At 72.2% G+C, this 22,951-nt stretch carries 21 protein-coding genes; 18 read left to right on the top strand and 3 right to left on the bottom strand.

Annotation, left to right across the window (positions count from 1 at the left end; translation table 11 throughout):
* The 5 genes from A6Q81_RS12510 to A6Q81_RS12490 all read left to right on the top strand — a co-directional run.
* The coding region (locus A6Q81_RS12510) for an alkaline phosphatase D family protein (RefSeq protein WP_286690655.1) at positions 1–1,150 on the top strand (1,150 nt) is incomplete at its 5' end.
* A 153-nt stretch (positions 1,151–1,303) separates the two neighbouring features.
* Positions 1,304–2,677: a trigger factor gene (gene tig, locus A6Q81_RS12505; protein WP_286690654.1), complete on the top strand. Its 1,374-nt coding sequence runs from the start codon at positions 1,304–1,306 to the stop codon at positions 2,675–2,677.
* Between the two features lie 140 nt (positions 2,678–2,817).
* On the top strand, positions 2,818–4,074 hold the full coding sequence (locus A6Q81_RS12500; RefSeq protein WP_067859078.1) for a lipase family alpha/beta hydrolase: 1,257 nt from the start codon (positions 2,818–2,820) through the stop codon (positions 4,072–4,074).
* 46 nt (positions 4,075–4,120) lie between these two features.
* Positions 4,121–4,597, top strand: coding sequence for an SRPBCC family protein (locus tag A6Q81_RS12495; protein WP_286690653.1), 477 nt, complete (start codon positions 4,121–4,123; stop codon positions 4,595–4,597).
* Positions 4,587–5,078 carry an SRPBCC family protein gene (locus A6Q81_RS12490; protein ID WP_286690652.1) on the top strand — a complete coding sequence of 164 codons (492 nt, stop codon included), beginning with the start codon at positions 4,587–4,589 and terminating at the stop codon, positions 5,076–5,078. The genes A6Q81_RS12495 and A6Q81_RS12490 overlap by 11 nt, the downstream gene beginning before the upstream one ends.
* Before the next feature lie 365 nt (positions 5,079–5,443).
* Here A6Q81_RS12490 and A6Q81_RS12485 read toward each other — a convergent pair whose 3' ends face one another.
* Entirely contained in the window at positions 5,444–6,184 is a 741-nt protein-coding gene (locus A6Q81_RS12485) for a GntR family transcriptional regulator (protein WP_286690651.1), read from the bottom strand.
* Positions 6,185–6,325: 141 nt separating this feature from the next.
* On the opposite strand from A6Q81_RS12485, the gene A6Q81_RS12480 reads away from it, so the two are divergent.
* The 11 genes from A6Q81_RS12480 (at position 6,326) to A6Q81_RS12430 (ending at position 18,684) form a co-directional block, all read left to right on the top strand.
* Positions 6,326–7,219, top strand: coding sequence for a TIM barrel protein (locus A6Q81_RS12480; protein ID WP_067859069.1), 894 nt, complete (start codon positions 6,326–6,328; stop codon positions 7,217–7,219).
* Positions 7,216–8,181: a 5-dehydro-2-deoxygluconokinase gene (gene iolC, locus A6Q81_RS12475; RefSeq protein WP_067859066.1), complete on the top strand. Its 966-nt coding sequence runs from the start codon at positions 7,216–7,218 to the stop codon at positions 8,179–8,181. The genes A6Q81_RS12480 and iolC overlap by 4 nt, the downstream gene beginning before the upstream one ends.
* Positions 8,178–9,092 (top strand): Cgl0159 family (beta/alpha)8-fold protein, encoded by a 915-nt coding sequence (locus A6Q81_RS12470; protein WP_236749734.1) that lies wholly within the window; start codon positions 8,178–8,180, stop codon positions 9,090–9,092. The genes iolC and A6Q81_RS12470 overlap by 4 nt, the downstream gene beginning before the upstream one ends.
* Positions 9,089–10,003 carry a 5-deoxy-glucuronate isomerase gene (gene iolB / locus A6Q81_RS12465; protein ID WP_502692818.1) on the top strand — a complete coding sequence of 305 codons (915 nt, stop codon included), beginning with the start codon at positions 9,089–9,091 and terminating at the stop codon, positions 10,001–10,003. The genes A6Q81_RS12470 and iolB overlap by 4 nt, the downstream gene beginning before the upstream one ends.
* Positions 10,000–11,973 carry a 3D-(3,5/4)-trihydroxycyclohexane-1,2-dione acylhydrolase (decyclizing) gene (iolD, locus tag A6Q81_RS12460; protein WP_286690649.1) on the top strand — a complete coding sequence of 658 codons (1,974 nt, stop codon included), beginning with the start codon at positions 10,000–10,002 and terminating at the stop codon, positions 11,971–11,973. The genes iolB and iolD overlap by 4 nt, the downstream gene beginning before the upstream one ends.
* A complete protein-coding gene (locus tag A6Q81_RS12455; protein ID WP_067859057.1) occupies positions 11,970–13,475 on the top strand; it encodes a CoA-acylating methylmalonate-semialdehyde dehydrogenase in 1,506 nt (501 codons plus the stop codon). The genes iolD and A6Q81_RS12455 overlap by 4 nt, the downstream gene beginning before the upstream one ends.
* Before the next feature lie 33 nt (positions 13,476–13,508).
* Positions 13,509–14,471, top strand: a complete 963-nt coding sequence (locus A6Q81_RS12450; RefSeq protein ID WP_067859053.1) for a sugar ABC transporter substrate-binding protein — start codon at positions 13,509–13,511, stop codon at positions 14,469–14,471.
* 136 nt (positions 14,472–14,607) lie between these two features.
* The gene (locus tag A6Q81_RS12445; protein ID WP_253022740.1) at positions 14,608–15,645 is read left to right on the top strand and encodes an ABC transporter permease; all 1,038 of its coding nucleotides are present in this window, start codon (positions 14,608–14,610) and stop codon (positions 15,643–15,645) included.
* Complete coding sequence (locus A6Q81_RS12440; protein WP_286690648.1) at positions 15,642–16,520, top strand: ATP-binding cassette domain-containing protein; 879 nt, start codon at positions 15,642–15,644, stop codon at positions 16,518–16,520. The genes A6Q81_RS12445 and A6Q81_RS12440 overlap by 4 nt, the downstream gene beginning before the upstream one ends.
* Positions 16,517–17,695 carry a Gfo/Idh/MocA family protein gene (locus A6Q81_RS12435; protein WP_286690647.1) on the top strand — a complete coding sequence of 393 codons (1,179 nt, stop codon included), beginning with the start codon at positions 16,517–16,519 and terminating at the stop codon, positions 17,693–17,695. Before A6Q81_RS12440 ends, A6Q81_RS12435 begins: the two co-directional genes overlap by 4 nt.
* Positions 17,692–18,684 (top strand): Gfo/Idh/MocA family oxidoreductase, encoded by a 993-nt coding sequence (locus tag A6Q81_RS12430; RefSeq protein WP_286690646.1) that lies wholly within the window; start codon positions 17,692–17,694, stop codon positions 18,682–18,684. The genes A6Q81_RS12435 and A6Q81_RS12430 overlap by 4 nt, the downstream gene beginning before the upstream one ends.
* A 3-nt stretch (positions 18,685–18,687) precedes the next feature.
* Here the strand turns inward: A6Q81_RS12430 and A6Q81_RS12425 are convergent, their stop codons facing one another.
* Positions 18,688–19,671 carry a LacI family DNA-binding transcriptional regulator gene (locus A6Q81_RS12425; RefSeq protein WP_286690645.1) on the bottom strand — a complete coding sequence of 328 codons (984 nt, stop codon included), beginning with the start codon at positions 19,669–19,671 and terminating at the stop codon, positions 18,688–18,690.
* A 205-nt stretch (positions 19,672–19,876) separates the two neighbouring features.
* Between A6Q81_RS12425 and A6Q81_RS12420 the strand changes: the two genes are divergently transcribed.
* Both A6Q81_RS12420 and A6Q81_RS12415 read left to right on the top strand, forming a co-directional pair.
* On the top strand, positions 19,877–20,902 hold the full coding sequence (locus tag A6Q81_RS12420; protein ID WP_083516426.1) for a Gfo/Idh/MocA family oxidoreductase: 1,026 nt from the start codon (positions 19,877–19,879) through the stop codon (positions 20,900–20,902).
* A gap of 1 nt (position 20,903) precedes the next feature.
* Positions 20,904–21,692, top strand: coding sequence for a TIM barrel protein (locus tag A6Q81_RS12415; protein ID WP_067859042.1), 789 nt, complete (start codon positions 20,904–20,906; stop codon positions 21,690–21,692).
* A gap of 142 nt (positions 21,693–21,834) precedes the next feature.
* On the opposite strand, the gene A6Q81_RS12410 is transcribed toward A6Q81_RS12415, so the two are convergent.
* Positions 21,835–22,866 (bottom strand): LacI family DNA-binding transcriptional regulator, encoded by a 1,032-nt coding sequence (locus A6Q81_RS12410; protein ID WP_067859040.1) that lies wholly within the window; start codon positions 22,864–22,866, stop codon positions 21,835–21,837.
* Positions 22,867–22,951: the final 85 nt, after the last annotated feature.

Below are 22,951 nucleotides of genomic sequence, written 5' to 3'. Positions count from 1 at the left end.
CGGCTTCACCTCGTGCAGCAACTGGCCGGCCGGGTTGTTCGCGGCGTACCGGGGCCTGGCGCAGCGCGGCGACCTGCACGCCGTCGTCCACCTCGGCGACTACCTCTACGAGTCCGGTTCCTCCAACGTCCGCGCGCACGACCCGGACCACGAGATCGTGACGCTGGCCGACTACCGGACGCGCCACGGGCAGTACAAGACCGACCCCGACCTGCAGCGTCTGCATGCCGCGCTGCCGATGGTCGCCACGTGGGACGACCACGAGATCGCCGACGGCTGGTACCCCGGCGGGGCCTTCGAGCACCAGCGCTTCACCGAGGGCCCCTGGGACCGCCGCAAGCGCGCCGCGATGCGGGCGTACGACGAGTGGATGCCGGTCCGCCTCGGCGGCACCGCCCGCGTGGGCGACGGCACCCGCATCTACCGGCGGTTCCGGTTCGGCCGGCTGGCGGACCTCTCGATGCTCGACCTGCGCGGCTACCGCGACGAGCGCGTCGAGGCCGACGACCCGCGCCTGGACGACGGCGCCCGCTCCCTCACCGGAGCCGACCAGGAGGCGTGGCTGGTGGAGGGACTCGCCACGCCCGGTGCCCGGTGGCGGCTCGTCGGGAACCCCGTGATGGTCGCGCCGATGCTGATGCCGCCGCGTCCGCGCGGCCAGGAGCTCGCCCTGCGTCGCACCACCGACCCGATGACCTGGGGGCCCGCGGAACCGAACACCGACACGTGGGACGGCTATCCCGTGGAGCGCCGACGGGTGCTTGAGCGGATCAAGGAGGCGGGCGTCGACGACGTGGTCTTCCTCAGCGGCGACGTGCACACCGCCTGGGCCAACGAGGTCGAGCTCGACGGTGCCCCCGTCGCGACCGAGCTCGTGTGCAGCTCCGTCACCAGCAACAACGTCGATGACTTCATGGGCACCAAGCCCCGCACCGTCTCGCTGGCGATGGAGGAGGCGATCGTGCGCATGAACCCGCACGTGCGCTTCGTCAACCTCGACGACCACGGCTACAGCGTGCTCGAGCTGACGCCCGACGAGGCGCGCATGGAGTGGCACGCGGTCAGCGACCGCACCGACCCCGACGCCTCCTCGCGGCTCCTGGCGACCCGCCGCGTCCCGGCCGGGACGAACCGCGTCCTGCCCACCTGACCGTGCTGGTTCGCCTGCACCAGGGGCAGCGTGAGAGACTGCACGGAGGTCCTGCCGCGGGCTGCTGAGCCCGCGCGACCTCCCGCGTCCGCGCCACGTCCCGAGCGGTTGCGGCACGCACCCCGACCACCACCACCGCAGGAGCAGCACGACGTGAAGAGCACCACCGAGACCCTGAGCCCCACGCGGGTCAAGCTCACCATCGAGGTGCCGTTCGAGGAGTTCAAGCCGAGCCTCGACAAGGCGTACAAGACGATCGGTTCGCAGATCACCATCCCCGGCTTCCGCAAGGGGAAGGTGCCGGCCGCCATCGTCGACCAGCGCATCGGCCGCAGCGCCGTGCTGGACGAGGCCATCAACGGCGCCCTGCCCGGCTGGTACAACGAGGCCCTGCAGCAGGCGGAGATCCAGCCGCTGAGCCAGCCCGAGATCGACCTCACCAAGTTCGTCGACGGCGAGGACATCGAGATCACCGCCGAGCTCGACGTGCGCCCCACCCTCGAGCTGCCCGACCTGGCGAGCATCGAGGTGCAGGTCGCCGACGCCGAGGTCACCGACGCCGACGTCGACGAGCAGATCGACGCCCTGCGTGACCGCTTCGCCGTCACCACCGACGTCGACCGCGCCGCCGCCGACGGCGACGCCGTCACCATCGACCTCGTCGCGCGCGCCAAGGACGGCTCCGACATCGAGGGCGCCGACGCCAAGGGCCTGCCCTACACGATCGGCTCCGGCACCCTGCTCGACGGTCTCGACGAGGCGCTCATCGGCCTCGAGAAGGGCGCGACGACCACGTTCGCGACCGAGCTGGTCGGCGGCGAGCTCAAGGGCACGCCCGTCGACGTCACCGTGACCCTGAACGAGGTCAAGGAGCGCCAGGTCGCCGAGCTCGACGAGGAGTTCGTCCAGACCGCCTCGGAGTTCGACACCGTCGAGGAGCTCAAGGCCGACGTGCGCGAGCGGCTCGTCCGCGGCAAGCGCATGGAGCAGGCCGCCGAGGCCCGCGACCTCGTCCTCGACGAGATCGTCGGCAAGGTCGAGGCGCCGCTGCCCGACGCCGTCGTCGCCGAGGAGCTGCAGGGTCGCCGTGAGCAGATCCAGCAGCAGCTCTCCTACGCCGGCATCTCGTTCGAGACCTACCTCGAGGACGAGGGCCAGACCGAGGAGGAGTTCGAGGCCGAGCTCGAGCGCCGGGTGCGCGACTCGATCGTCGCCCAGTTCGTGCTCGACCAGGTGGTCGCCGACTCCGAGATCGGCATCCAGGACGACGAGCTGAGCCAGCACATCTTCCGCCGGGCGCAGGAGTCGGGCCAGGACCCGAACTCCTACATCCAGCACATCATGGAGCACAACCACGTGCCCGAGATGGTGAGCGAGGTGCTGCGCGGCAAGGCGCTCGCCGAGCTGATGCAGCAGGCCGTCGTCAAGGACGCGTCCGGCACGGTGCTCGAGCTCGGCAAGCTGCGCGCCGACGGCTCCCTCGCCGACGACGAGGAGTCCGACGAGGCTGAGGCCACCCAGGCCTGACCCGACCCGTCACCGACGGCCCGACACCCGCACGGGTGTCGGGCCGTCGTGCGTCCGGCTGGCGCCGTGTGGCTGTGCGAACGCTGAGAACCTCGCCACGTGCGGTTCACATCGCGCTCAGATACCGGCAGTATGTAGCCATGCCCGGCTCACCCGCACGCACCACCGACGTGGCCGCGCTCGCGCTGGACCACCTCGACCGGCTGGTCGTCGGCACGGTGCGCGAGGTGCACGAGGCCGTGGCGGCGCGGGCCTTCCGCGCCACCCGTGTGGTCGGCGGCCGGGTGCCCGAGTCGCTGCACGACGCCGTCGTCACCTCCGTCTACGGCGCGGTCTCCGGCGTGCTGCGGGTCGGGAGCGGCTCGGTCCGTGCCCTCTCGGCACGAGGGATCGGTGCGCCGGTGGAGTCCACGCGCCTCGGCCGCAGCGTCGTGGCCGCCGTCAACGGCCTGATCGGCGACGAGCTGCGCATGCTGGACGACCCGCAGGCGATCGTCATGTCGGTGCGCGTCGACGGCGAGGACCTCCCGCCCACCGGCTGGCAGGTGGCCGAGGCCTTCCGCGACGCCGGCAGCCACCTGGTCGTGTTCCTGCACGGCCTCTGCGAGGACGACGAGTCGTGGACGCTCGGCTCCAAGGTGTCGGGCACCTCGTACGCGACGCGGATCTCGAGCGAGACCGACGCGACGCCCGTGATGATCCGCTACAACACCGGGCTGCACATCTCCGAGAACGGCAAGCACCTCGACGCGCTCCTCACCCAGCTCGTCGACGTGTGGCCCACCCCCGTCTCCCGCATCACCCTCGTCGGGCACTCGATGGGCGGTCTCGTGGTGCGCGCGGCCACCAACCACGCGACCGCCGGCGGGAAGACGTGGCAGCACCTCGTGCGCGACGTCGTGTGCCTGGGGACGCCGCACGCCGGCGCGAACCTGGAGAAGGTCGCCCACCTCGGCTCCTCCGTGCTGCGCTTCCTCCCCGAGTCGCGGCCCTTCAGCACCATCCTCGACACCCGGTCCGCCGGCATCGTCGACCTGCGGCACGGCTACATCTCCGCCGACGAGTGGGAGGGCCAGGACCTCACCCGCGCGTGGGGCCTCGACCGGATCGCCGCCGCCCCGCTCCCGCACGCCGAGTACCACTTCGTCGCCGGCACGCTCGGGGCGTCGCAGCGCCACCCGCTCAGCACCGTCCTCGGCGACCTGCTCGTGCACTTCTCCTCCGCCACCGGTGTCGGTCGCACCGGCCCGGTGGTCGAGGGCGCCCGCTTCGAGTACGTGCCGAGCGCCCACCACTTCGCCCTGCTCAACCACCCGACGGTCGCCGACTGGCTCGTCGAGTGGGTGCGTGCGGCGCACCGTCCCGTCCGGGCGCTGAGCGCGTCCGGCCAGGACTGAACCCGTCCCACCCCGCCCCGTCCCCGACACCTTGGGAGTCACCACCGTGCCGAACCGCAGCCTGATCGAGAGCTCCGTCGAGATCGACGCCCCGCCGTCCGTCGTCTGGAGCATCGTGTCCGACCTCAAGCGGATGGGGGAGTGGAGCCCCCAGTGCCGCCGCATGATCATCCGCGGCGGCGTGGTCCGGCAGGGCGCGCGCACGATCAACATCAACCGGCAGGGCTGGAAGGTCTGGCCCACCCGCTCCTACGTCAAGGTGTTCGAGCCCGAGCACGAGCTGGCGCTCAAGATCGCCGAGAACGGCACCGTGTGGACCTACCGCCTCGAGGCGCTCGGCGGCGACCGGACCCGGCTCACCGAGTCGCGCACCGCACCGAACGGTGTCTCGAGCCTGTCGAACCTGCTGACGAAGCACGTGCTCGGCGGGACCGAGACGTTCGAGGACGAGCTCGAGCAGGGCATCCACCAGACCCTGCAGCGGATCAAGGCCGAGGCCGAGGCCGGGGTCCGTGCCGCCTGAGTTCCCCGCCGGGGGCCTGCCCGCCCTCGAGGCGGAGACGTCGATCGACGCGTCCGTCGGAGTCGTGTGGAGCCTGCTGTCGGACCTGCGCTCGATGAGCGAGCGCAGCCCCGAGACCGTGCGCATGGTCATCGCCGACGCTCCCCGCGTCGGGTCTCGCGGTGTCAACCTCAACCGCAAGGGCGCGGTGCTCTGGCCGACGACCACCCGCATCACGCGCTGGAAGCCGCCCACCCACGACGGATCCGCCGCCCTCGCCTTCCGGATCTGGCCGGTCGACGTCGAGTGGTCCTACGAGCTGACCCCCGAGGACGGCGGCACGCACGTCGTCGAACGTCGCAGCGCCCTCCCGTCCGCCGGCCTCTCCACCCGTCTCGTCGGCAGGTGGCTCATGGGCGGCGCCGAGAACCACGACGTCGAGCTCCTCGACGGCATGCGTCGGACCCTCGCCGCCCTGAAGGCGGAGGCGGAGGGGCGCTGAGGGCTGGGTGGGCGGTAGGTGACGCGCGCCTCCTGGGCGCGGAGGTAGGTGACGCGCGTATCCCTGGGCGCGGAGGTAGGTGACGCGCGGAAAGAGCCTCTCATTCCGCGCGTCACCTACCTCTGCACGCGCAGGAGGCGCGCGTCACCTACCGCCCCCACGCCGGACCCGGCCGCGGCCCGGGGGACCCCCCGAGCATCGCGCCAGTCGCCCGGTCGAGGCTCTTGCGGCGGCCGACACCAGCGTGGGCCGAGGCAGCGCACCAGCACGACGAGACCCCCGCAGGCAGCGCACCAGCAGGCCAGACCCCCGCAGGCAGCGCACAGCAACCACAGGCCTGCCCGGCCCTGCCCAGCTGCGCGGCGTCAGCGGTCGACGAGGGTGACGTCGAAGCTGTAGAGGCCCGGGCGGTAGGCGTGGCGGCCGAACTCGACGGCCCGGCCGAGGTTGTCGTAGGCGGTGCGCTGCATGGTGAGCAGGGGCGCGTCGACCTCCTCGCGGAGCAGGCGCGCCTCGACGGGGCGGACGCCGCGGGCGCCGATGCTCTGGCGGGCGACGCGGATGACGAAGCCGGCGTCGCGCAGGTAGGAGTACAGGCCCTGCGCCTCGAGGTCGACGTCGCCGAGGTCGACGATGGAGGAGGGCAGGTAGTTGTGCATGACGGCGAGCGGCTCGCCGCCGGCGATGAAGCGCAGCCGCCGCAGCGACCAGACGGGCTCGCCGAGCTCGACCTGCAGCTGCTCGGCGACCTGCTCGTCGGCAGGGACGAGCAGCTGCTCGAGGACGGTCGTGCGGGGGTGCTGCCCGGCGGCGGCGAGGTCGTCGAACAGGCTCGTCAGCTCGACCTGGCGCCGCACCTGCCCGTGCACGACCTGGGTGCCGACGCCGCGGCGCCGCACGAGCATGCCCTTGTCGACGAGGACCTGGATGGCCTGACGCATGGTCGGTCGCGACAGGCCGAGGTCCTGGGCCATCGTGATCTCGTTCTCGAGCCGCTCCCCGGCGCCGATCTCGCCCGACACGATGGCACGCTCGAGCTGCTCGGCGACCTGGAAGTACAGGGGCACGGGGCTCGAGCGGTCCAGGGTGATCCGAGGGCTCGACATGCACGCAACCTAGCAGTCGAGCGTTCAACGTCAAGATGTCCTGACAAATGCTTGACAGTGACCCAGGACACGGTCCAGAGTCTTCCTCGGACGTCATGTCCTGACATTCGAAACCGCCGCTCTTCCCACCCGAGGACCCCCATGTCGCAGATCGCCTCCCGTTCCCGCATCGCCGGTGCCCCCATCTCCTGGGGCGTATGCGAGGTGCCGGGCTGGGGTTACCAGCTGCCCGCCGACCGCGTCCTCCCCGAGATGCGCGAGCTGGGCATCGCCGCCACCGAGTTCGGCCCGGAGGGCTTCCTGCCCGACGCGCCGCAGGCGAAGGCGGAGCTGCTCGAGTCCTACGGCCTCTCCGCGGTCGGCGGCTTCCTGCCGCTCGTGCTGCACACCGACCACGACCCGATGCCCGAGGTCGACGCGTTCATCGACGACTGCCTCGCCGCCGGCGCCGGTGTCGTCGTCATCGCGGTCGCCACCGGCCAGGACGGCTACGACGAGCGTCCCGAGCTCAGCGACGTCGAGTGGAAGACGCTGCTCGGCCACCTCGACCGCATCGCCGACCGCGCCACCGAGCGCGGCGTCGTCGCGGCAGTCCACCCGCACGTCGGCACGCTCGTCGAGAACGCCGAGGAGACCCAGCGGGTCCTCGACGGCTCCCACGTCGGCCTCTGCGTCGACACCGGCCACCTGGTCGCCGCCGGCGCGGACCCGGTCGCGATCACCCTCGCCAACCTGGAGCGTGTCGTCCACGTGCACCTCAAGGACGTCGACGCCGACCTCGCCGCACGCGTCCAGTCCGGCGACCTCGCCTTCTCCGACGCCGTCTCGCAGGGTCTGTGGACGGTGCTCGGGCGCGGCAGCGTCGACGTGGCCGCGATGATCTCCGCGCTCGAGGGCCACGGCTACACGGGTTGGTACGTCCTCGAGCAGGACCTCAAGCTCACGGGCGAGCCGGAGGGCGAGGGCCCGAAGGTCGACGTCGCGGCCTGCCTCGCGTACGTCGAGGGCGCGCTCGCCGCGGAGACCGTCGCATGACGTACGAGGTCATCACGCTCGGCCGCTGCGGCGTCGACGTCTACCCCGAGCAGGTGGGCGTGGGCCTGGAGGACGTCGCGACGTTCGCGAAGTTCCTCGGCGGCTCGCCCACCAACGTCGCGGTCGCGGCCTCGCGGCTCGGCCACCGCAGCGCCGTCGTCACCAAGACCGGCGACGACCCGTTCGGCCGCTTCGTGCGCCGCGCGCTCGAGGGCTTCGGCGTCGACACCGCGTTCGTCGGCACCGACCCCGACCTGCCCACGCCGGTCACGTTCTGCGAGATCTTCCCGCCGGACGACTTCCCGCTCTACTTCTACCGCCGGCCCTCCGCGCCGGACCTGCAGCTGCGCGCCGAGGAGCTCGCCCCCTCCACCGACCTGTACCGCAGCGTCCAGGAGGCCGACATCCTCTGGTTCACGGTCACCGGCCTCAGCGAGGAGCCGAGCCGCGAGGCCCACCTCGCCGCGCTCGAGGCGCGGGGCAAGGACCGGCTGACGGTCATCGACCTCGACTACCGGCCCATGTTCTGGTCCGACCCCGCCGACGCCACCGCCGCGATCGCCGAGGTGCTGCCCTACGTCTCGGTCGCCGTCGGCAACCGCGAGGAGTGCGAGGTCGCGATCGGCGAGACCGAGCCGCAGGCCGCCGCCAAGGCCCTGCGCGCCGCCGGCGTGGAGACCGCGATCGTCAAGCAGGGCCCGGCCGGTGTGCTGGGCGTGCGGGGCGACGAGTCCGTCGTGGTGCCGCCGGTGCCGGTCGACGTCGTCAACGGTCTCGGTGCGGGCGACGCGTTCGGCGGGTCGCTCGTCCACGGACTGCTCTCGGGGTGGAACCTGGAGCGGACGCTCCGCTTCGCGAACGCGGCCGGCGCCTACGTGGCGGGCCAGCTCTCGTGCGCGGACGCCATGCCCACGCCCGACGTGGTCGAACAGGTCCTGAGCAACGGGAAGGTCGTCGCATGAGCATCGCCGAGCAGGACCGGAAGGGTCGCGCCACGGTCGACCAGGCCGCGATCAGCCGCACCATCGAGCAGCGCGTCAGCGACCCTGCCTCCATCGCCCGGGCCTGGGCCGAGCGCCGCCGTCCGACGTCGCTCGTCGGCAGCACGGGACGCCTCATGCTCGTGGCCGCCGACCACCCCGCCCGCGGTGCGCTGCGCGCCGGCGACGACGCCTTCGCCATGGGCGACCGCGCGCGTCTGCTGGACCGCATGGTCCGTGCGCTCGCCCGGCCCGGCGTCGACGGTGTCCTCGGCACGGCCGACGTGCTCGACGACCTGCTGCTCCTCGGCGCCCTCGAGGGCAAGGTCGTCATCGGCTCGATGAACCGCGGTGGTCTCGCGGGCACGGCCTTCGAGATCGACGACCGCTTCACCGGCCACGACGCCGCGACGATCAAGCGCGACGGCATGCAGGGCGGCAAGATGCTGTTCCGCATCGAGCCCGACGACGCCGGCACCGTCGCCACGATGCAGGCGTGCGCCGAGGCCGTGCGCGACCTCGCCGAGGCGCAGGTCATGGCGATGGTGGAGCCCTTCATCTCCCACCGCCGCGACGGACGGGTCGTCAACGACCTGTCGACCGCCGCGGTCGTGCGCTCCGCGACGGTGGCTGCCGGTCTCGCGCCGACGTCGGCCTACACGTGGCTGAAGCTGCCCGTCGTCGACGACATGGACGCCGTCCTCTCGGCCACCGGCCTGCCGGTGCTGCTGCTCGGCGGCGAGGTCTCGAGCGACCAGGAGGCGCAGTTCGCGGCGTGGTCGAAGGCCCTCGCGCACCCGGCCGTCCGCGGCATGGTCGTGGGTCGTAGCCTGCTCTTCCCGCCCGACGGCGACGTCGAGGCCGCGGTCGACGCCACGGTGGCGATGCTCTGATGTCCCACGTCGTGCGCAAGGGCGAGGGTGCGGTCGCACCCTTCGTCCTCGACGTCACCCCCAAGAGCGCGGGCTGGGACCACACCGGCCTCAAGGTGCTCGAGCTGGCACCCGGTGCCTCGCAGACCGTCACCGAGGACGGCCACGAGCTGCTCGTGCTCGCCCTGTCGGGCTCGGCCACCGTCGTGGTCGACGTCGACGGCGCGCAGACCTCCTTCGACCTGGCCGGACGCCCCGACGTCTGGTCCGGGCCGAGCGACGTGGTGTACGCACCGCTGGGCTCGGCCGTCACCGTCACGTCGGCCGCCGGTGGCCGGTTCGCGATCCCGACCGCCGCTGCCACGGCGCGTCTGGAGCCTGCGTACCTGCCTGCGGCCGACGTGCCGGTCGAGATGCGCGGGGCCGGTCAGGCGAGCCGCCAGGTGAACAACTTCGGCGTCCCCGGCGTGCTCGAGGCCGACCGCATCATCGCCTGCGAGGTGCTCACGCCCGGTGGCAACTGGTCGTCCTACCCGCCCCACAAGCACGACGAGGAGCGCGAGGGCGAGACCCGGCTGGAGGAGATCTACTACTACGAGGTGGCGTCCGGACCTGCCCCGGCGGGGGTGGGGGGCGACGGGCCGCAGACGGAGCGCCCGGGCGTCGGGTACCAGCGCGTCTACGGGCACGAGAAGGCCGAGATCGACGTGCTCGCGGAGGTGCGGGACGGCGACGTCGTGCTCATCCCGCACGGCTGGCACGGGCCGTCGATGGCCGCCCCCGGCTACGACCTCTACTACCTCAACGTCATGGCCGGACCGGGCGACGAGCGGGCGTGGCTGATCTGCGACGACCCCGCCCACACCTGGGTCCGCGACACCTGGGCCGACCAGCCGGTCGACCCCCGACTTCCGTTCGGAGGACACCGATGAGCAGCACCCCCGCCGCCCGCACCGTGCGACTGACCGTCGCCCAGGCGACGGTCCGCTTCCTCGAGGCGCAGCACGTCGAGCGCGACGGCCACACGCACGCCTTCTTCGCCGGCTGCTGGGGCATCTTCGGCCACGGCAACGTCGCCGGGGTCGGGCAGGCGCTGCTCGAGCGCTCGCAGTCCGACGACCCGTCGCGCCTGGAGTTCTTCCACGGCCGCAACGAGCAGGCCATGGTGCACGCCGCCGTCGCCTACGCCCGCCAGTACGACCGCCTGCGGGCGATGGCGGTCACCGCCTCGGTGGGCCCGGGCTCCACGAACATGGTCACGGGCGCCGCGCTCGCCACCATCAACCGTCTGCCGGTGCTCCTGCTGCCCGGCGACGTGTTCGCCACGCGTCCGGCCAACCCCGTGCTCCAGGAGCTCGAGGACCCGTCGAGCATGGACACCACGGTCAACGACTCCTTCCGCGCCGTCTCGCGCTACTGGGACCGCGTGGCCCGACCGGAGCAGCTGCCCTCGGCGCTGCTGCAGGCCATGCGGGTGCTCACCGACCCCGCCGACACCGGTGCCGTCACCCTCTGCCTGCCGCAGGACGTGCAGGCCGAGGCCTACGACTGGCCGGTCGAGCTGTTCGAGACCCGCGTCTGGCACGTCGGTCGGCCGGTCCCGCAGCCCGCCGAGCTCGAGCGCGCCGTCGCGGCCATCAAGGCCAGCCGGCGTCCGCTCGTCGTCGCCGGCGGCGGCGTGATCTACGCCGGCGCCGACGCCACCCTCGCCGCGTTCGCGGCGGCGACCGGCATCCCGGTGGGCGAGACGCAGGCCGGCAAGGGCTCGCTGCCGTACGACCACCCGCAGGCGCTCGGTGCGATCGGGGCCACCGGCACCACCGCCGCCGACGCCGTGGCCGCGGAGGCCGACCTCGTCATCGGCGTCGGCACCCGGTACAGCGACTTCACGACCGCCTCGCGCACCGTGTTCGCCGCCGAGGGCGTCCGCTTCGTCAACGTCAACGTCGCCCGCATCGACGCGCTCAAGCTGTCGGCCGCCACGCTCGTGGCCGACGCCCGCGAGGCGCTCGAGGCGCTCACCGAGGCCCTCGACGGCTGGCGCGTCGACGACGCCTACGCCGAGCGCAACACGGCCCTGGCGCAGGAGTGGGACGAGGTCGTCGAGGCGTCGCACCAGGCCATCTCGGGCGACACGCGACTCGTCCAGTCCGCCGTCCTCGGTGTCGTCAACGAGACGTCCGACCCGCGCGACGTCGTGCTCTGCGCGGCCGGCTCGATGCCCGGCGACCTGCACAAGCTGTGGCGCACGCGCGACCGCAAGGGCTACCACGTCGAGTACGGGTTCTCCTGCATGGGCTACGAGATCGCCGGCGGTCTCGGCGTCAAGATGGCCGCGCTCGACCAGGCCCGCGAGGGCACCGACGACGACCGCGACGTGTTCGTCATGGTCGGCGACGGCTCGTACCTGATGATGAACACCGAGCTGGTCACCGCGGTGGCCGAGGGCGTGAAGATCATCGTCGTGCTGGTGCAGAACCACGGCTACGCCTCGATCGGCGCCCTGTCGCAGAGCCTCGGCTCGCAGCGCTTCGGCACCCGCTACCGCTACCGCACCGACACCGGCCTCGACGGCGACGTCCTGCCGGTCGACCTCGCGGCGAACGCGGCGAGCCTCGGCGCCGACGTGGTCGTCGCGAGCAGCCTCGACGACCTCCGCTCGGCGGTGGTGAAGGCCAAGGAGTCCCCGCGGACGACCGTGATCCACGTCGAGACCGACCCGCTCGTGCCTGCGCCCTCCAGCCCGGCCTGGTGGGACGTGCCGGTCGCCGAGGTCTCCGCGCTCGACTCCACCCGCGAGGCCCGCACCACCTACGAGCAGCACAAGGCCGACCAGCGCCACCACTTGGCGCCCACCGACACCCCTTCCACCGCACAGCAGAGCGAGGACACCTCCCGATGACGTACGAGACCACCTACGACCACTGGATCGGCGGACAGAGCGTCGCCGGCACCTCCGAGCGCGTCGGCGACGTGTACGACCCGGCCCTCGGCACGCCGCAGAAGGGCGTCCGCCTGGCCTCCGTCGAGGACGTCGACGCCGCCGTCCAGGCAGCGCGCACCGCGTTCACGACGTGGAGCGAGACGTCCGTGACGGCCCGCTCACGTGTCATGTTCGCCTTCCGCCAGCTGCTCGTGGAGCGCGAGGAGGAGCTCGCGCAGGTCATCAGCGCCGAGCACGGCAAGACCCTCGACGACGCACGCGGCGAGGTCGTCCGCGGTCGCGAGGTCGTCGAGTTCGCGTGCGGCATCCCGCAGCTGCTCAAGGGCGAGTACAACGACCAGGTCTCCGGCTCGGTCGACTCCTACTCCTTCCGCCAGCCGCTCGGCGTGGTCGCGGGCATCACGCCGTTCAACTTCCCGATCATGGTGCCGCTGTGGATGCACCCGGTCGCGATCGCCACCGGCAACACGTTCGTGCTCAAGCCGTCCGAGCGGGTGCCCGGCGCGTCGGCCATGGTCGCGCGGCTCTACCAAGAGGCCGGTCTGCCCGACGGCGTCTTCAACGTCGTGCACGGCGACAAGGTGGCCGTCGACGCGCTCCTCGACCACGCCGACGTCGACGGGGTCTCCTTCGTCGGCTCCACGCCGATCGCGAAGTACGTGCACGAGCGTGCCTCCGCCTCCGGCAAGCGCGTCCAGGCCCTCGGCGGCGCCAAGAACCACGCGGTGGTCATGCCCGACGCCGACCTCGACTTCGCCGCCGACCACATCGTCGCCGCCGGCTACGGCTCGGCAGGCCAGCGCTGCATGGCCATCTCGGCCGTCGTCGCCGTCGGACCGGCCGCCGACACCCTCGTCGACAAGATCCGCGAGCGCACCCACGAGATCAAGGTGGGCGTCGGCACCGACCCCGACGCCGGCATGGGTCCCGTCGTGACCAAGGCGTCGCGCGACCGCATCGTCGACTACATCGGGCAGGGCGAGTCCGCCGGAGCGAAGGTCGTCGTCGACGGCCGCGACCTCGTCGTCGAGGACCACGAGGAGGGCTTCTTCGTCGGCCCGACGCTCATCGACCACGTCACGACCGACATGAGCGTCTACACCGACGAGATCTTCGGACCCGTCCTCGCGGTCCTGCGGGTCGACAGCCTCGACGAGGCGCTCGACCTCATCAACAGCAACCCCTACGGCAACGGGACGGCGGTGTTCACCTCCTCGGGAGAGGTGGCCCGGACGTTCCAGCGTCGGGTGCAGGTGGGCATGATCGGGATCAACGTCCCCGTCCCCGTGCCCATGGCCTTCCACTCCTTCGGAGGCTGGAAGGACTCGCTCTTCGGTGACCACCACGTCCACGGTCCCGAGGGCATCCGCTTCTACACCCGCGCGAAGGTGGTCACCGCCCGGTGGCCGCACGTGAGCGAGGAGTCCCTCGCCGCCCTCCATTTCCCGACGGCTCACTGACGCCGGGCCCAGAAAGAGAAGGAAACCCCCACCATGAAGAAGCTCAAGGTCATCGGCGCGGTGATCCTCGCCGGATCGCTGCTCGCCGCCTGCTCGGGCACCGGCAAGGAGGACACCGGAGCGTCCAGCGACACGAAGGACCTCACCTACGCGGTCATCACGCACTCCGGACCCGGCGACGCGTTCTGGGACCGCGTCAAGTCCGGTGCCGAGCGCGCCGGTGACGACTACGGCGTCAAGGTCGACTACAACGCCGACCCCGACCCGGCCAAGCAGTCGCAGCTGATCGACAACGCCGTCGCGCAGAAGGTCAACGGCATCGTCGTCTCGATGGCCAACCCCGACGGCCTCGAGTCGAGCATCAAGAAGGCCGTCGCCGCGGGCATCCCCGTCGTGACGATCAACTCCGGTGTCGACCGCTTCAAGGAGTTCGGCGCGATCACGCACATCGGCCAGTCCGAGACGATCGCCGGCGAGGCCGTCGGCGAGAAGCTCAAGGAGGCCGGTCTGAAGAACGGCATCTGCGTCATCCAGGAGGCCGGCAACGTCGGTCTGGAGGAGCGCTGCAAGGCTGCCGCGTCGACCTTCGGTGGGAAGATGACCAACATCCAGGTCGACGGCACGAACGACGCCGAGGTCAAGGCGACCATCAAGTCCAAGCTGCAGTCCGACGACAGCATCGACGCCGTGCTGACGCTCGGCGGCCAGTACGCGATCGACGCCGTCGGCGCCGTGGACGAGTCCGGCTCGGACGCCAAGGTCGCCACCTTCGACCTCTCCGAGGACGTCGTGAAGGACATCGAGGCCGGCAGCATCCTGTTCGCCGTCGACCAGCAGCCCTACGTCCAGGGCTTCCTCGGCGTCACGACGCTGTACCTGAAGTCGATCAACGGCAACGACGTGGGCGGTGGCCAGCCGATCAACTCCGGCCCCGCGTTCGTCACGAAGGACAACGCGGCCGACGTGGCGAAGTTCGCCTCGCAGGGCACGCGCTGACCCCGGGGGACGGGGACGATCCGGGGGATCGTCCCCGTCCCACCCCGGCGGCCCCGCCCGCCGACCAGCACCCCGCGCACCGCCCCACCCGTACGATCCCGCTCGGCCCCCGCCGGGCCCCACGAAAGGAGCTGTCATGACGACAGCCACGGCAGCACCAGACGAGAGACTGGCGACCACGTCGACGGTGTCGCGTCTCCTGACCCGCCCGGAGATGGGCGCCGCCGTCGCGGCCATCGCCGTCATGATCTTCTTCTCGCTCAACAGCGACCGCTTCCTCACCACGGCCGGTGCCGGCGTGTGGCTGGAGTCCGCCTCGACCTTCGGCATCATGGCCGTCGCGGTGGCCCTGCTCATGATCGGCGGCGAGTTCGACCTCTCCGCCGGCGTCATGACCGGCTTCACCGCCCTCGTGGTCGGCATCCTGACCACGAACTACGGACTCAACATCTGGGCCGCGGTGCTCATCGCGCTCCTCCTCGCGCTCGCCGTGGGCGCCTTCAACGGCTACATGGTCATGCGCACCGGCCTGCCGAGCTTCATCATCACGCTCGGCACGTTCTTCATCCTGCAGGGCATCGACCTCGCGGTGACGAAGCTGATCATCGGCCAGGTGACCATCCAGGGCATGACCGACGTGCCCTTCTACGACAGCATCCAGCCGGTCTTCGGCGCGTCGTTCACGATCGCGGGCGGCACGTTCTACGTCTCGGTGCTGTGGTGGCTCGCGGTCACCGCGATCGCCACCTGGGTCCTGCTGCGCACCAAGGCCGGCAACTGGATCTTCGCGGTCGGCGGCGCCCAGCAGTCCGCGCGCCAGGTCGGTGTGCCGGTGCTCAAGACCAAGATCGGGCTCTTCATGACGACGGCCGCGGCCGGCTGGCTCGTCGGCATGATCTCGCTGTTCCGCACCTCCACGGTGCAGGCGAACACCGGCGTCGGCCAGGAGTTCATCTACATCATCTGCGCCGTGGTCGGCGGCTGCCTCCTCACTGGCGGCTACGGCTCGGCGATCGGTGCGGCCCTGGGCGCGCTGATCTACGGCATGACCTTCCAGGGCATCACCTTCGCGCAGTGGGACACCAACTGGCTGCGCACCTTCCTCGGCGCCATGCTGCTGGCCGCCGTGCTCCTCAACAACTGGGTCCGGACCCGAGCGGAGACGTCACGATGACGAACGACACCCCGAAGCACACCACGACCGGCCAGGAGGGCGCCGCGCCCGGCACCCCCCTCATCGAGGTCGTCGACATCGGCAAGCGGTACGGCAGCATCATCGCGCTGTCCGACGTCACCACCTCGGTGAAGGCCGGCGAGGTCACCTGCGTCCTCGGCGACAACGGCGCCGGCAAGTCGACCTTCATCAAGATCCTCGCCGGTGCGCACGAGCACACCGACGGAGAGCTGCGGGTCGATGGCAAGGCGACGACGTTCTCCAACCCCCGCGAGGCGCTCGACGCGGGCATCGCGACGGTCTACCAGGACCTCGCGGTCGTCCCGCTCATGCCGGTCTGGCGCAACTTCTTCCTCGGCTCGGAGCCGAGCAAGGGGTTCGGCCCGTTCAAGCACATGGACGTCGACTTCATGAAGCGCACGACGAAGGCCGAGCTGGCCGCCATGGGGATCGACCTGCGCGACGTCGACCAGCCCATCGGCACGCTGTCCGGTGGTGAGCGCCAGTGCGTCGCGATCGCGCGCGCCGTCTACTTCGGCGCACGGGTGCTGATCCTCGACGAGCCGACCGCCGCGCTCGGCGTCAAGCAGTCGGGCGTCGTGCTCAAGTACATCGCGAAGGCCCGCGAGCGTGGCCTCGGCGTCGTGTTCATCACGCACAACCCGCACCACGCCTACCCGGTCGGCGACCGCTTCATGCTGCTGCGTCGCGGCAAGAGCATGGGCGACTTCCCGAAGAGCGAGATGACGCTCGACGACCTGACGTCGATGATGGCCGGCGGCGCCGAGCTGGAGTCGCTGGCGCACGAGCTGGAGCGCACTATGGGCACCGACTCGGCCGTGGCGCAGCAGCTGAAGGACGAGGTGGGGGCGTGACGCAGGAGACCACGCGGCGCCCGGAGCTGCGCGTCGGCGTGGTCGGGCTGGGCTGGATGGGCCAGGTGCACGCGCGGGCGATGACGCGCCTGCTGCACCACTACCCGGACGCCCCGCTGCGGCCGCGGCTCGTCGCCGTGGCCGAGCCCGTCGACGACGAGCGGACCCGGCGGGCGGTGGACGCGCTCGGCTTCGAGCACGTGCACACCGACTGGCAGTCGCTCGTCACGCGCGACGACGTCGACGTCGTGTGCGTGACCGGTCCGAACTTCATCCACCGCGACGTCGCGGTGGCCGCGGCCCAGGCGGGCAAGCACCTGTGGGTCGAGAAGCCCGCAGGACGCGACGCCTTTGAGACGGCCGAGATCGTCGCCGCCGTCGAGGCGGCCGGCGTGCAGGCCGCCGCCGGCTTCAACTACCGCAACGTGCCCGCGGTCGAGCTCGCGAAGGAGCTCGTCGCGTCGGGCCGCATCGGTCGCGTCGAGCACTCCACCGTGCGCTTCCTGGCGGACTACTCGGCCGACCCGGACGCCGCGCTCTCGTGGCGCTTCCGCACGGCGACGTCGGGCACGGGCGTGCTCGGCGACCTGGTGAGCCACGCCGCCGACCTGCTGCGCCACGTGGTGGCCGACGTCGAGGAGCTCGTCGTCGACCGCGCCACGTTCATCGCGCAGCGTCGCGAGGCCGTCGCCGGTGCGATGCACTACGAGAAGGGCGCGGGGGAGCTGGGCGACGTCGAGAACGAGGACTACGTCAGCGCGCTCCTGCGCCTCGCCGACGGCTCGCGCGCCGTGCTCGAGTCGAGCCGCGTGGCCGTGGGCGAGCAGAACCGGTACGGCCTGGAGGTGCACGGCACCGAGGGCTCGCTGTCGTGGGACTTCCGCCGCATGAACGAGCTCCAGGTGAGCACGCGGGGCGCCGACGGCGCCTACCTCAACGCGTTCTCCACGACGCGCTACGCCACTCCCGGCGACGGCGAGCTGGGCGTCTTCCAGCCCGGCGCCAACAATCCCATGGGCTTCGACGACCTCAAGGTCGTGGAGGCCCGCCGGCTCGTGGAGTCGATCGCGACCGGCAAGCCCGTCGGCGCGACCGTCCACGACGCCCTGTCGGCGGCGCGGGTCGTCGACGCCATGATCACCTCCAGCGACGAGAAGAAGTGGGTACGACTGTGAGCAACACCAGGCGGCGCGTGGGCGTCGTCGGCGCCGGCGCGATGGGAGCGGCGCACGCGCGCACGCTCGCCACGTCGGTGCCCGGCGCCGAGGTCGTGCGCGTCTTCGACATGGACACCGAGCGCGCCAAGCAGGTGGCCCACGGCGTCGGCGCCGAGGCCGCCGACAGCGCCGAGGCGCTCGTGGCCGACGTCGACGCGTTCGTCGTCGCCTCGCCCGACTTCACGCACGCCGACCTCGCGGTCGCCGGCATCGAGGCCGGCAAGCACGTGCTCTGCGAGAAGCCGTTGGCCGTGACTGCGGACGACGCGCGTCGCGTGGTCGACGCCGAGGCCGCCGCGGGCCGGCGGTTCGTCCAGGTGGGCTTCAACCGCCGCTTCGACCCCGGCTTCGTCGACCTGAAGGCCGCGATCACCGACGGCTCGCTGGGCGACGTGCGCCTGCTGCACGGCATCCACCGCAACGCCTCGAACAGCACCAGCACCGACGACGCCACGCTCGTGACCGGCTCGATGATCCACGAGCTCGACACCTTCCGCTGGCTGCTCGACGGCGAGATCGTCGCGATCCGCGTCGAGTCGCCGGTCGTCGACGGGTTCCGCGACCCGCAGGTCGCGACGCTGTGGACCGACGGCGGCCAGATGGCCACCGCCGAGGTCTTCGTGAACGCGGCGTACGGCTACGACGTGCGCGTCGAGGTCGTCGGCACGGGCGGGTCCGCGTCGCTCGAGCCCCGCCACCCCGTGCTGCGCCGCGTCTCGGGCCAGGGCGGCTCGGCGATCGGCAGCGACTTCGTGGAGCACTTCGCCGACTCCTACCGGATCGAGCTGGCCGCCTGGGCCGACGCGTCGCTGCGTGGCGAGGTCGTCGGCGCGAGCGCGTGGGACGGCTACGTGGCCAACGTCGTGGCCGCGGCCGGCGTCGACGCGCTGCGCTCGGGGCAGAAGCGCGACGTCGTGGTGCCGGAGCGTCCGTCGCTCTACGCCTGAGCCTCAGGCTGGCGCCGGACCGGTGGTGCTGCGCACCACGAGCTCCGGCGTCAGCACCACGTCCCGGGCGGGCTCGCCGGCGAGGAGTCCGAGTGCTCCCGCCACGGCCCGCTCGGCCATCTCCCGTGCGCTCTGCGACACGGTGGTCATGAGGTCCTGCCGAGCGACCGCCAGGCGCGAGTCGTCGTACCCCGTGACCGAGACCTGACGAGGCACGTCGCGACGAGCGCGCAGCAGTGCGTCGAGGACGCCCGACGCGCAGTGGTCGTTGAAGGCGACCACACCCGTGGGTGGCGTGCTCGCCTCGAGCAGGGTGGCGGTGGCCCGGACGCCGTCGCGCTCGGTCGCGCCGCCCGCCAGCACCCACGGGTCGAGGCCGTGACGTCGAGCCGCCTCGACGAAGCCGCGACGACGCTCCTCGGCGCCGGGCGCCGAGCCGCCGTCGACGTGCGCCAGCCGGACGTGACCGAGCGACACGAGGTGGTCGACCGCCAGGCCCACCCCCAGCTCGTCGTCCCCCCGCACGGCCGCGACCTCGGGGGTGCCGCTGCGCCGTGCGACGACGAGGGTCGGCAGGTCGGTGCCGAGCGCCGCGAGGTCGTCGGTGGAGAGGTCGGGACCGAGGAGGACCAGCGCGTCGCAGCGCTCGCGGCGCAGCGCCTGCACGGCCGACCGTTCGTCGCGCGAGGGCGCCACGGCGCTGATCGCGACGTCGTAGCCGTGCTCGGCGGCGGCGGCGTACAGGTGCTCGACGAGATCGCCGTGGAACGGCTGGTGCAGGTCGAACGTGACACCGAGCAACCGCGTGTCGGCGCTGCGCAGGAGGCGGGCACGTTGGTCGGGCACGTAGCCGAGACGGTCCGCGACGTCGCGGACGCGGGCGCGGGTGACGTCGCTGGCACCGGGGGCGTCGCGCATGACGATCGAGACAAGTGCCACCGAGACACCCGCCTCGCGCGCCACGTCGGCGAGGGTCGTACGCGCCATCGCTGCTCCTGTCGTCCGGACGTCGAGCGTGCGGGGCGGGCTACCCGTTGACGCTGGACGTGGTCACACCCTACCCTTCCCTAGAACGTTCTACTAGAACGTTCTAGTCGTGCCGGACGTGTCCCAGCAGAGGCGACGCAGCGAGAAGTGTCGCGGCGCGACGTACCGCACCATCGACCCCCGCATCCCTGTCCGAAGGACCACCATGACCTCCACCCCCGTCCGCGTCGCGCTCGTCGGCGCCGGTCGCATCGGCGCGGCCCACGCCGAGACGCTCGCGCGCCGCGTGCCCGACGCGCACCTGGTCGCCGTCGTCGACCCCCGCCCCGGAGCCGCCACCGCGGTCGCCACGCCCCTCGGTGCGCGTGCCGAGACCGAGGTCGACGCCGTGCTCGGTGCCGCCGACGTCGACGCGGTCGTCGTGGCTGCCTCGTCGGTCGCCCACCGCGACCTCGTCGTGGCTGCCGCCGACGCGGGCAAGCACGTCTTCTGCGAGAAGCCGGCCGGCATGTCGCTCGTCGAGATCGACGAGGCACGCCGGGCCGCTACCGCGGCCGGCGTGGTGTTCCAGGTCGGCTTCAACCGCCGCTTCGCCCGCGAGTTCGCGCAGGCGCGCGACCTCGTCGAGAGCGGGACGCTCGGCGAGGTGCGACAGCTGCGCTCGCTGACCCGCGATCCTGGTCGCGGCCCGTCCGACCCGGACGTCGTCCCGCCGTGGACGATCTTCACGCAGACGCTGATCCACGACTTCGACACGCTCAACTTCCTGAACCCCGGGGCGCACGCGGTCGACGTCGTGGCCACGGCCGACTCGCTGCTGTTCCCCGGCCACGCGACGCTGCTCGACCACGCCACCGTGGTCGTGCGGTACTCCAACGGCGCCCTCGGCACGGCGGAGGCGAGCTTCGCCGCCGTGTACGGATACGACGTCCGCGGGGAGGTGCTCGGGAGCGAGGGCATGGTCACGATGGGCGAGGGTGCGTCGTCGTCGTTGCGCGTGCACGGGCAGGGCGGTCGCACCGCGAGCACGGCGCACAGCGACACGGAGCTGCTGCGCGACGCCTACGCGGCCGAGCTCGCCGAGCTGTGCGCGGCCGTCCGCGAGGGACGCCCGCCGGCGGTCGGTGCCGACGAGGCGTTCGCCGCCTTCGCCGTCGCGCAGGCGTGCATCGACTCCATGACCACCGGCGGCCGCGCGGCCGTCGCCACCAGCGTCCTCCAGGAGGCATGACATGAGCTTCACCCTCGCGATCTGCTCGGAGATGGTCCTCACCGAGCTGCCACACCTCGAGCGGGTCCAGCACATCCACGACGCCGGCTTCGCGGTCGAGATCTGGGACTGGACGCAGAAGGACGCCGAGGCGCTGCGTGCGACCGGCGCGTCGTTCACGTCGATGACCGGCTACGTCACGGGCGACCTGACGACGCCCGGCGGTGCCGACGACCTGCTGCGGACGGCCGAGGAGTCGATCCCGTTCGCGCAGGCGATCGGCTGCCCGTCGCTCAACATCCACGGCACGGGCCTGGGGGAGGGCGGCCTCCCGGTGCGGCCCGTCGAGGTCACGACCGGGGAGGACTGGGTGGCAGCGGTGCGCACGCTCGAGCGGGTGGCCGAGCTGGCCGAGCGGCACGACGTCACCTACGTGCTGGAGAACCTCAACACGGCGGTCGACCACCCCGGCACGCCGTTCGCGAGGGCCGCCGACACGCTCGCCCTCGTGCGCGCGGTCGACAGCCCGCACCTGCGGATGAACCTCGACCTGTACCACGCGCAGATCGGCGAGGGGAACCTCGTCGATCTCGTGCGCGAGGCCGTCCCGTTCACGGGGGAGGTGCAGGTGGCCGACGTCCCCGGACGCTGCGAGCCCGGCACCGGCGAGGTGCGCTGGTCGTTCGTGGCGCAGGCACTCGCCGACGCCGGCTACACCGGCGTCGTGGCGATGGAGGCGTGGGCGAGCGACCCCTCCGTCGACGGCAGCCGCCGCGCGATGGACGCCTTCCGCGAGGCCTTCACCGTCTGACCCTCACCCCTCGCGCCCGCCCCACCCCCGCTGAGCGTGACGTTTGCGGGGCGGATCGACCGGATTCGCCCCGCAAACGTCACGCTCAGTGGGGCTGGTCACGCTCAGTGGGGCTGGTCACGCTCAATGGGGCTGGGCGTGGTCAGGGGGTGGTGAAGGCACGGGGGAGGTTGAACGGCGTCACGACCTGGACCTGCGACGGCACCGACGTCGGCGCGCCGGGGAGGGCGCCGTGGTGCTGCAGGAGGAGGCGGCAGGCGCGTCGGGTGTCGGCGCGCAGGTCGTGGTGCAGGGCGTAGTGGACGCGGCGCGTCCGCAGCAGCTCGGTGTTGTCGGCGTCGAGGTCGTGCGCGACGAAGACCCGCGGCGCGCGCCCGGCGTCGGCGAACGCCTCGAGCGTCGCACGGTTGCCGCCGCCCACCGAGTAGACGGCATCGACGTCGGGGTGGTCGGCCAGCGCCGCCCGCACACCGGCGCCCGTGGTCGGGTCGAGGCCGTCGGTGTCCGTCAGGTCGACGACGCGACGGGCGGGGGAGAGGTCGTGCAGCGCGTCGACGAAGGCCGACACCCGCTGCTCCTCGCCCCGGAAGTCGCTGCGGCTCAGCGTCACGAGGACCGCGCCCGACGCCGGCGCGCCCTGCGCGACCAGGTAGGCGGCCGTGCGCCCGGCGGCGTCGTTGTCGATGCCGACGTACGCCAGCCGGCGGCTGCGCGGCACGTCGGTGACCAGCGTGACCACGGGGACGCCCGCGTCGGCCAGGGCCGCCACCTCGGCCGCGACGTCGGGATGGTCGGGCGCCTTCAGCACGACGCCGTGGGAACGCCGACGTCGTACGTCGCGCAGGGTCGCGACCATGGCGGCGACGCCGGCCTCCTCGCGCAGGTGGAACCGCGAGCGCACGACCGCGGGCCGCAGCGACGGCAGCTCGGCCTCCAGCGCGGCGCGGACCGCCGTGCTGAACCGGACGGGCGCCTGCATGACGAGGTCGAGCAGGAACGTGCGTCCGACGAGCCGCAGCTGGGACGCCTGCCGGTCGAGCTCCTCGACGGCGCGCTCCACCTCGGCCACGGTGGCCGCGCGCACGCCCGGGCGGCCGTGCAGCACGCGGTCGACCGTGGCCTCGCTCAGCCCGCTCTGCTGCGCGATCTCGCGGACCTTGTGACGGTGGGGCACCCGCGCAGCCTAGTGCGCGCGACCTCGTCCTGAGGTGTTCTTGAGGGGTTCTCGACCCTCCACGCACCTACGGACGGACCTAGCG

Source organism: Aeromicrobium sp. REDSEA-S38_B2 (assembly GCF_001628525.1).
Classification (GTDB): Bacteria; Actinomycetota; Actinomycetes; order Propionibacteriales; family Nocardioidaceae; genus Aeromicrobium; species Aeromicrobium erythreum.
Note: the sequence above shows the minus strand (reverse complement) of the source record. Positions and strands in the feature narration are given on the sequence as shown.

Coding starts and splice junctions, on each gene's coding strand:
- A6Q81_RS12500 (WP_067859078.1), top strand. CDS start 2,818: ATGCCCGGCTCACCCGCACGCACCACCGACGTGGCCGCGCTCGCGCTG.
- A6Q81_RS12485 (WP_286690651.1), bottom strand. CDS start 6,184: ATGTCGAGCCCTCGGATCACCCTGGACCGCTCGAGCCCCGTGCCCCTG.
- A6Q81_RS12480 (WP_067859069.1), top strand. CDS start 6,326: ATGTCGCAGATCGCCTCCCGTTCCCGCATCGCCGGTGCCCCCATCTCC.
- iolC (WP_067859066.1), top strand. CDS start 7,216: ATGACGTACGAGGTCATCACGCTCGGCCGCTGCGGCGTCGACGTCTAC.
- A6Q81_RS12470 (WP_236749734.1), top strand. CDS start 8,178: ATGAGCATCGCCGAGCAGGACCGGAAGGGTCGCGCCACGGTCGACCAG.
- iolD (WP_286690649.1), top strand. CDS start 10,000: ATGAGCAGCACCCCCGCCGCCCGCACCGTGCGACTGACCGTCGCCCAG.
- A6Q81_RS12455 (WP_067859057.1), top strand. CDS start 11,970: ATGACGTACGAGACCACCTACGACCACTGGATCGGCGGACAGAGCGTC.
- A6Q81_RS12450 (WP_067859053.1), top strand. CDS start 13,509: ATGAAGAAGCTCAAGGTCATCGGCGCGGTGATCCTCGCCGGATCGCTG.
- A6Q81_RS12445 (WP_253022740.1), top strand. CDS start 14,608: ATGACGACAGCCACGGCAGCACCAGACGAGAGACTGGCGACCACGTCG.
- A6Q81_RS12440 (WP_286690648.1), top strand. CDS start 15,642: ATGACGAACGACACCCCGAAGCACACCACGACCGGCCAGGAGGGCGCC.
- A6Q81_RS12425 (WP_286690645.1), bottom strand. CDS start 19,671: ATGGCGCGTACGACCCTCGCCGACGTGGCGCGCGAGGCGGGTGTCTCG.
- A6Q81_RS12420 (WP_083516426.1), top strand. CDS start 19,877: ATGACCTCCACCCCCGTCCGCGTCGCGCTCGTCGGCGCCGGTCGCATC.
- A6Q81_RS12415 (WP_067859042.1), top strand. CDS start 20,904: ATGAGCTTCACCCTCGCGATCTGCTCGGAGATGGTCCTCACCGAGCTG.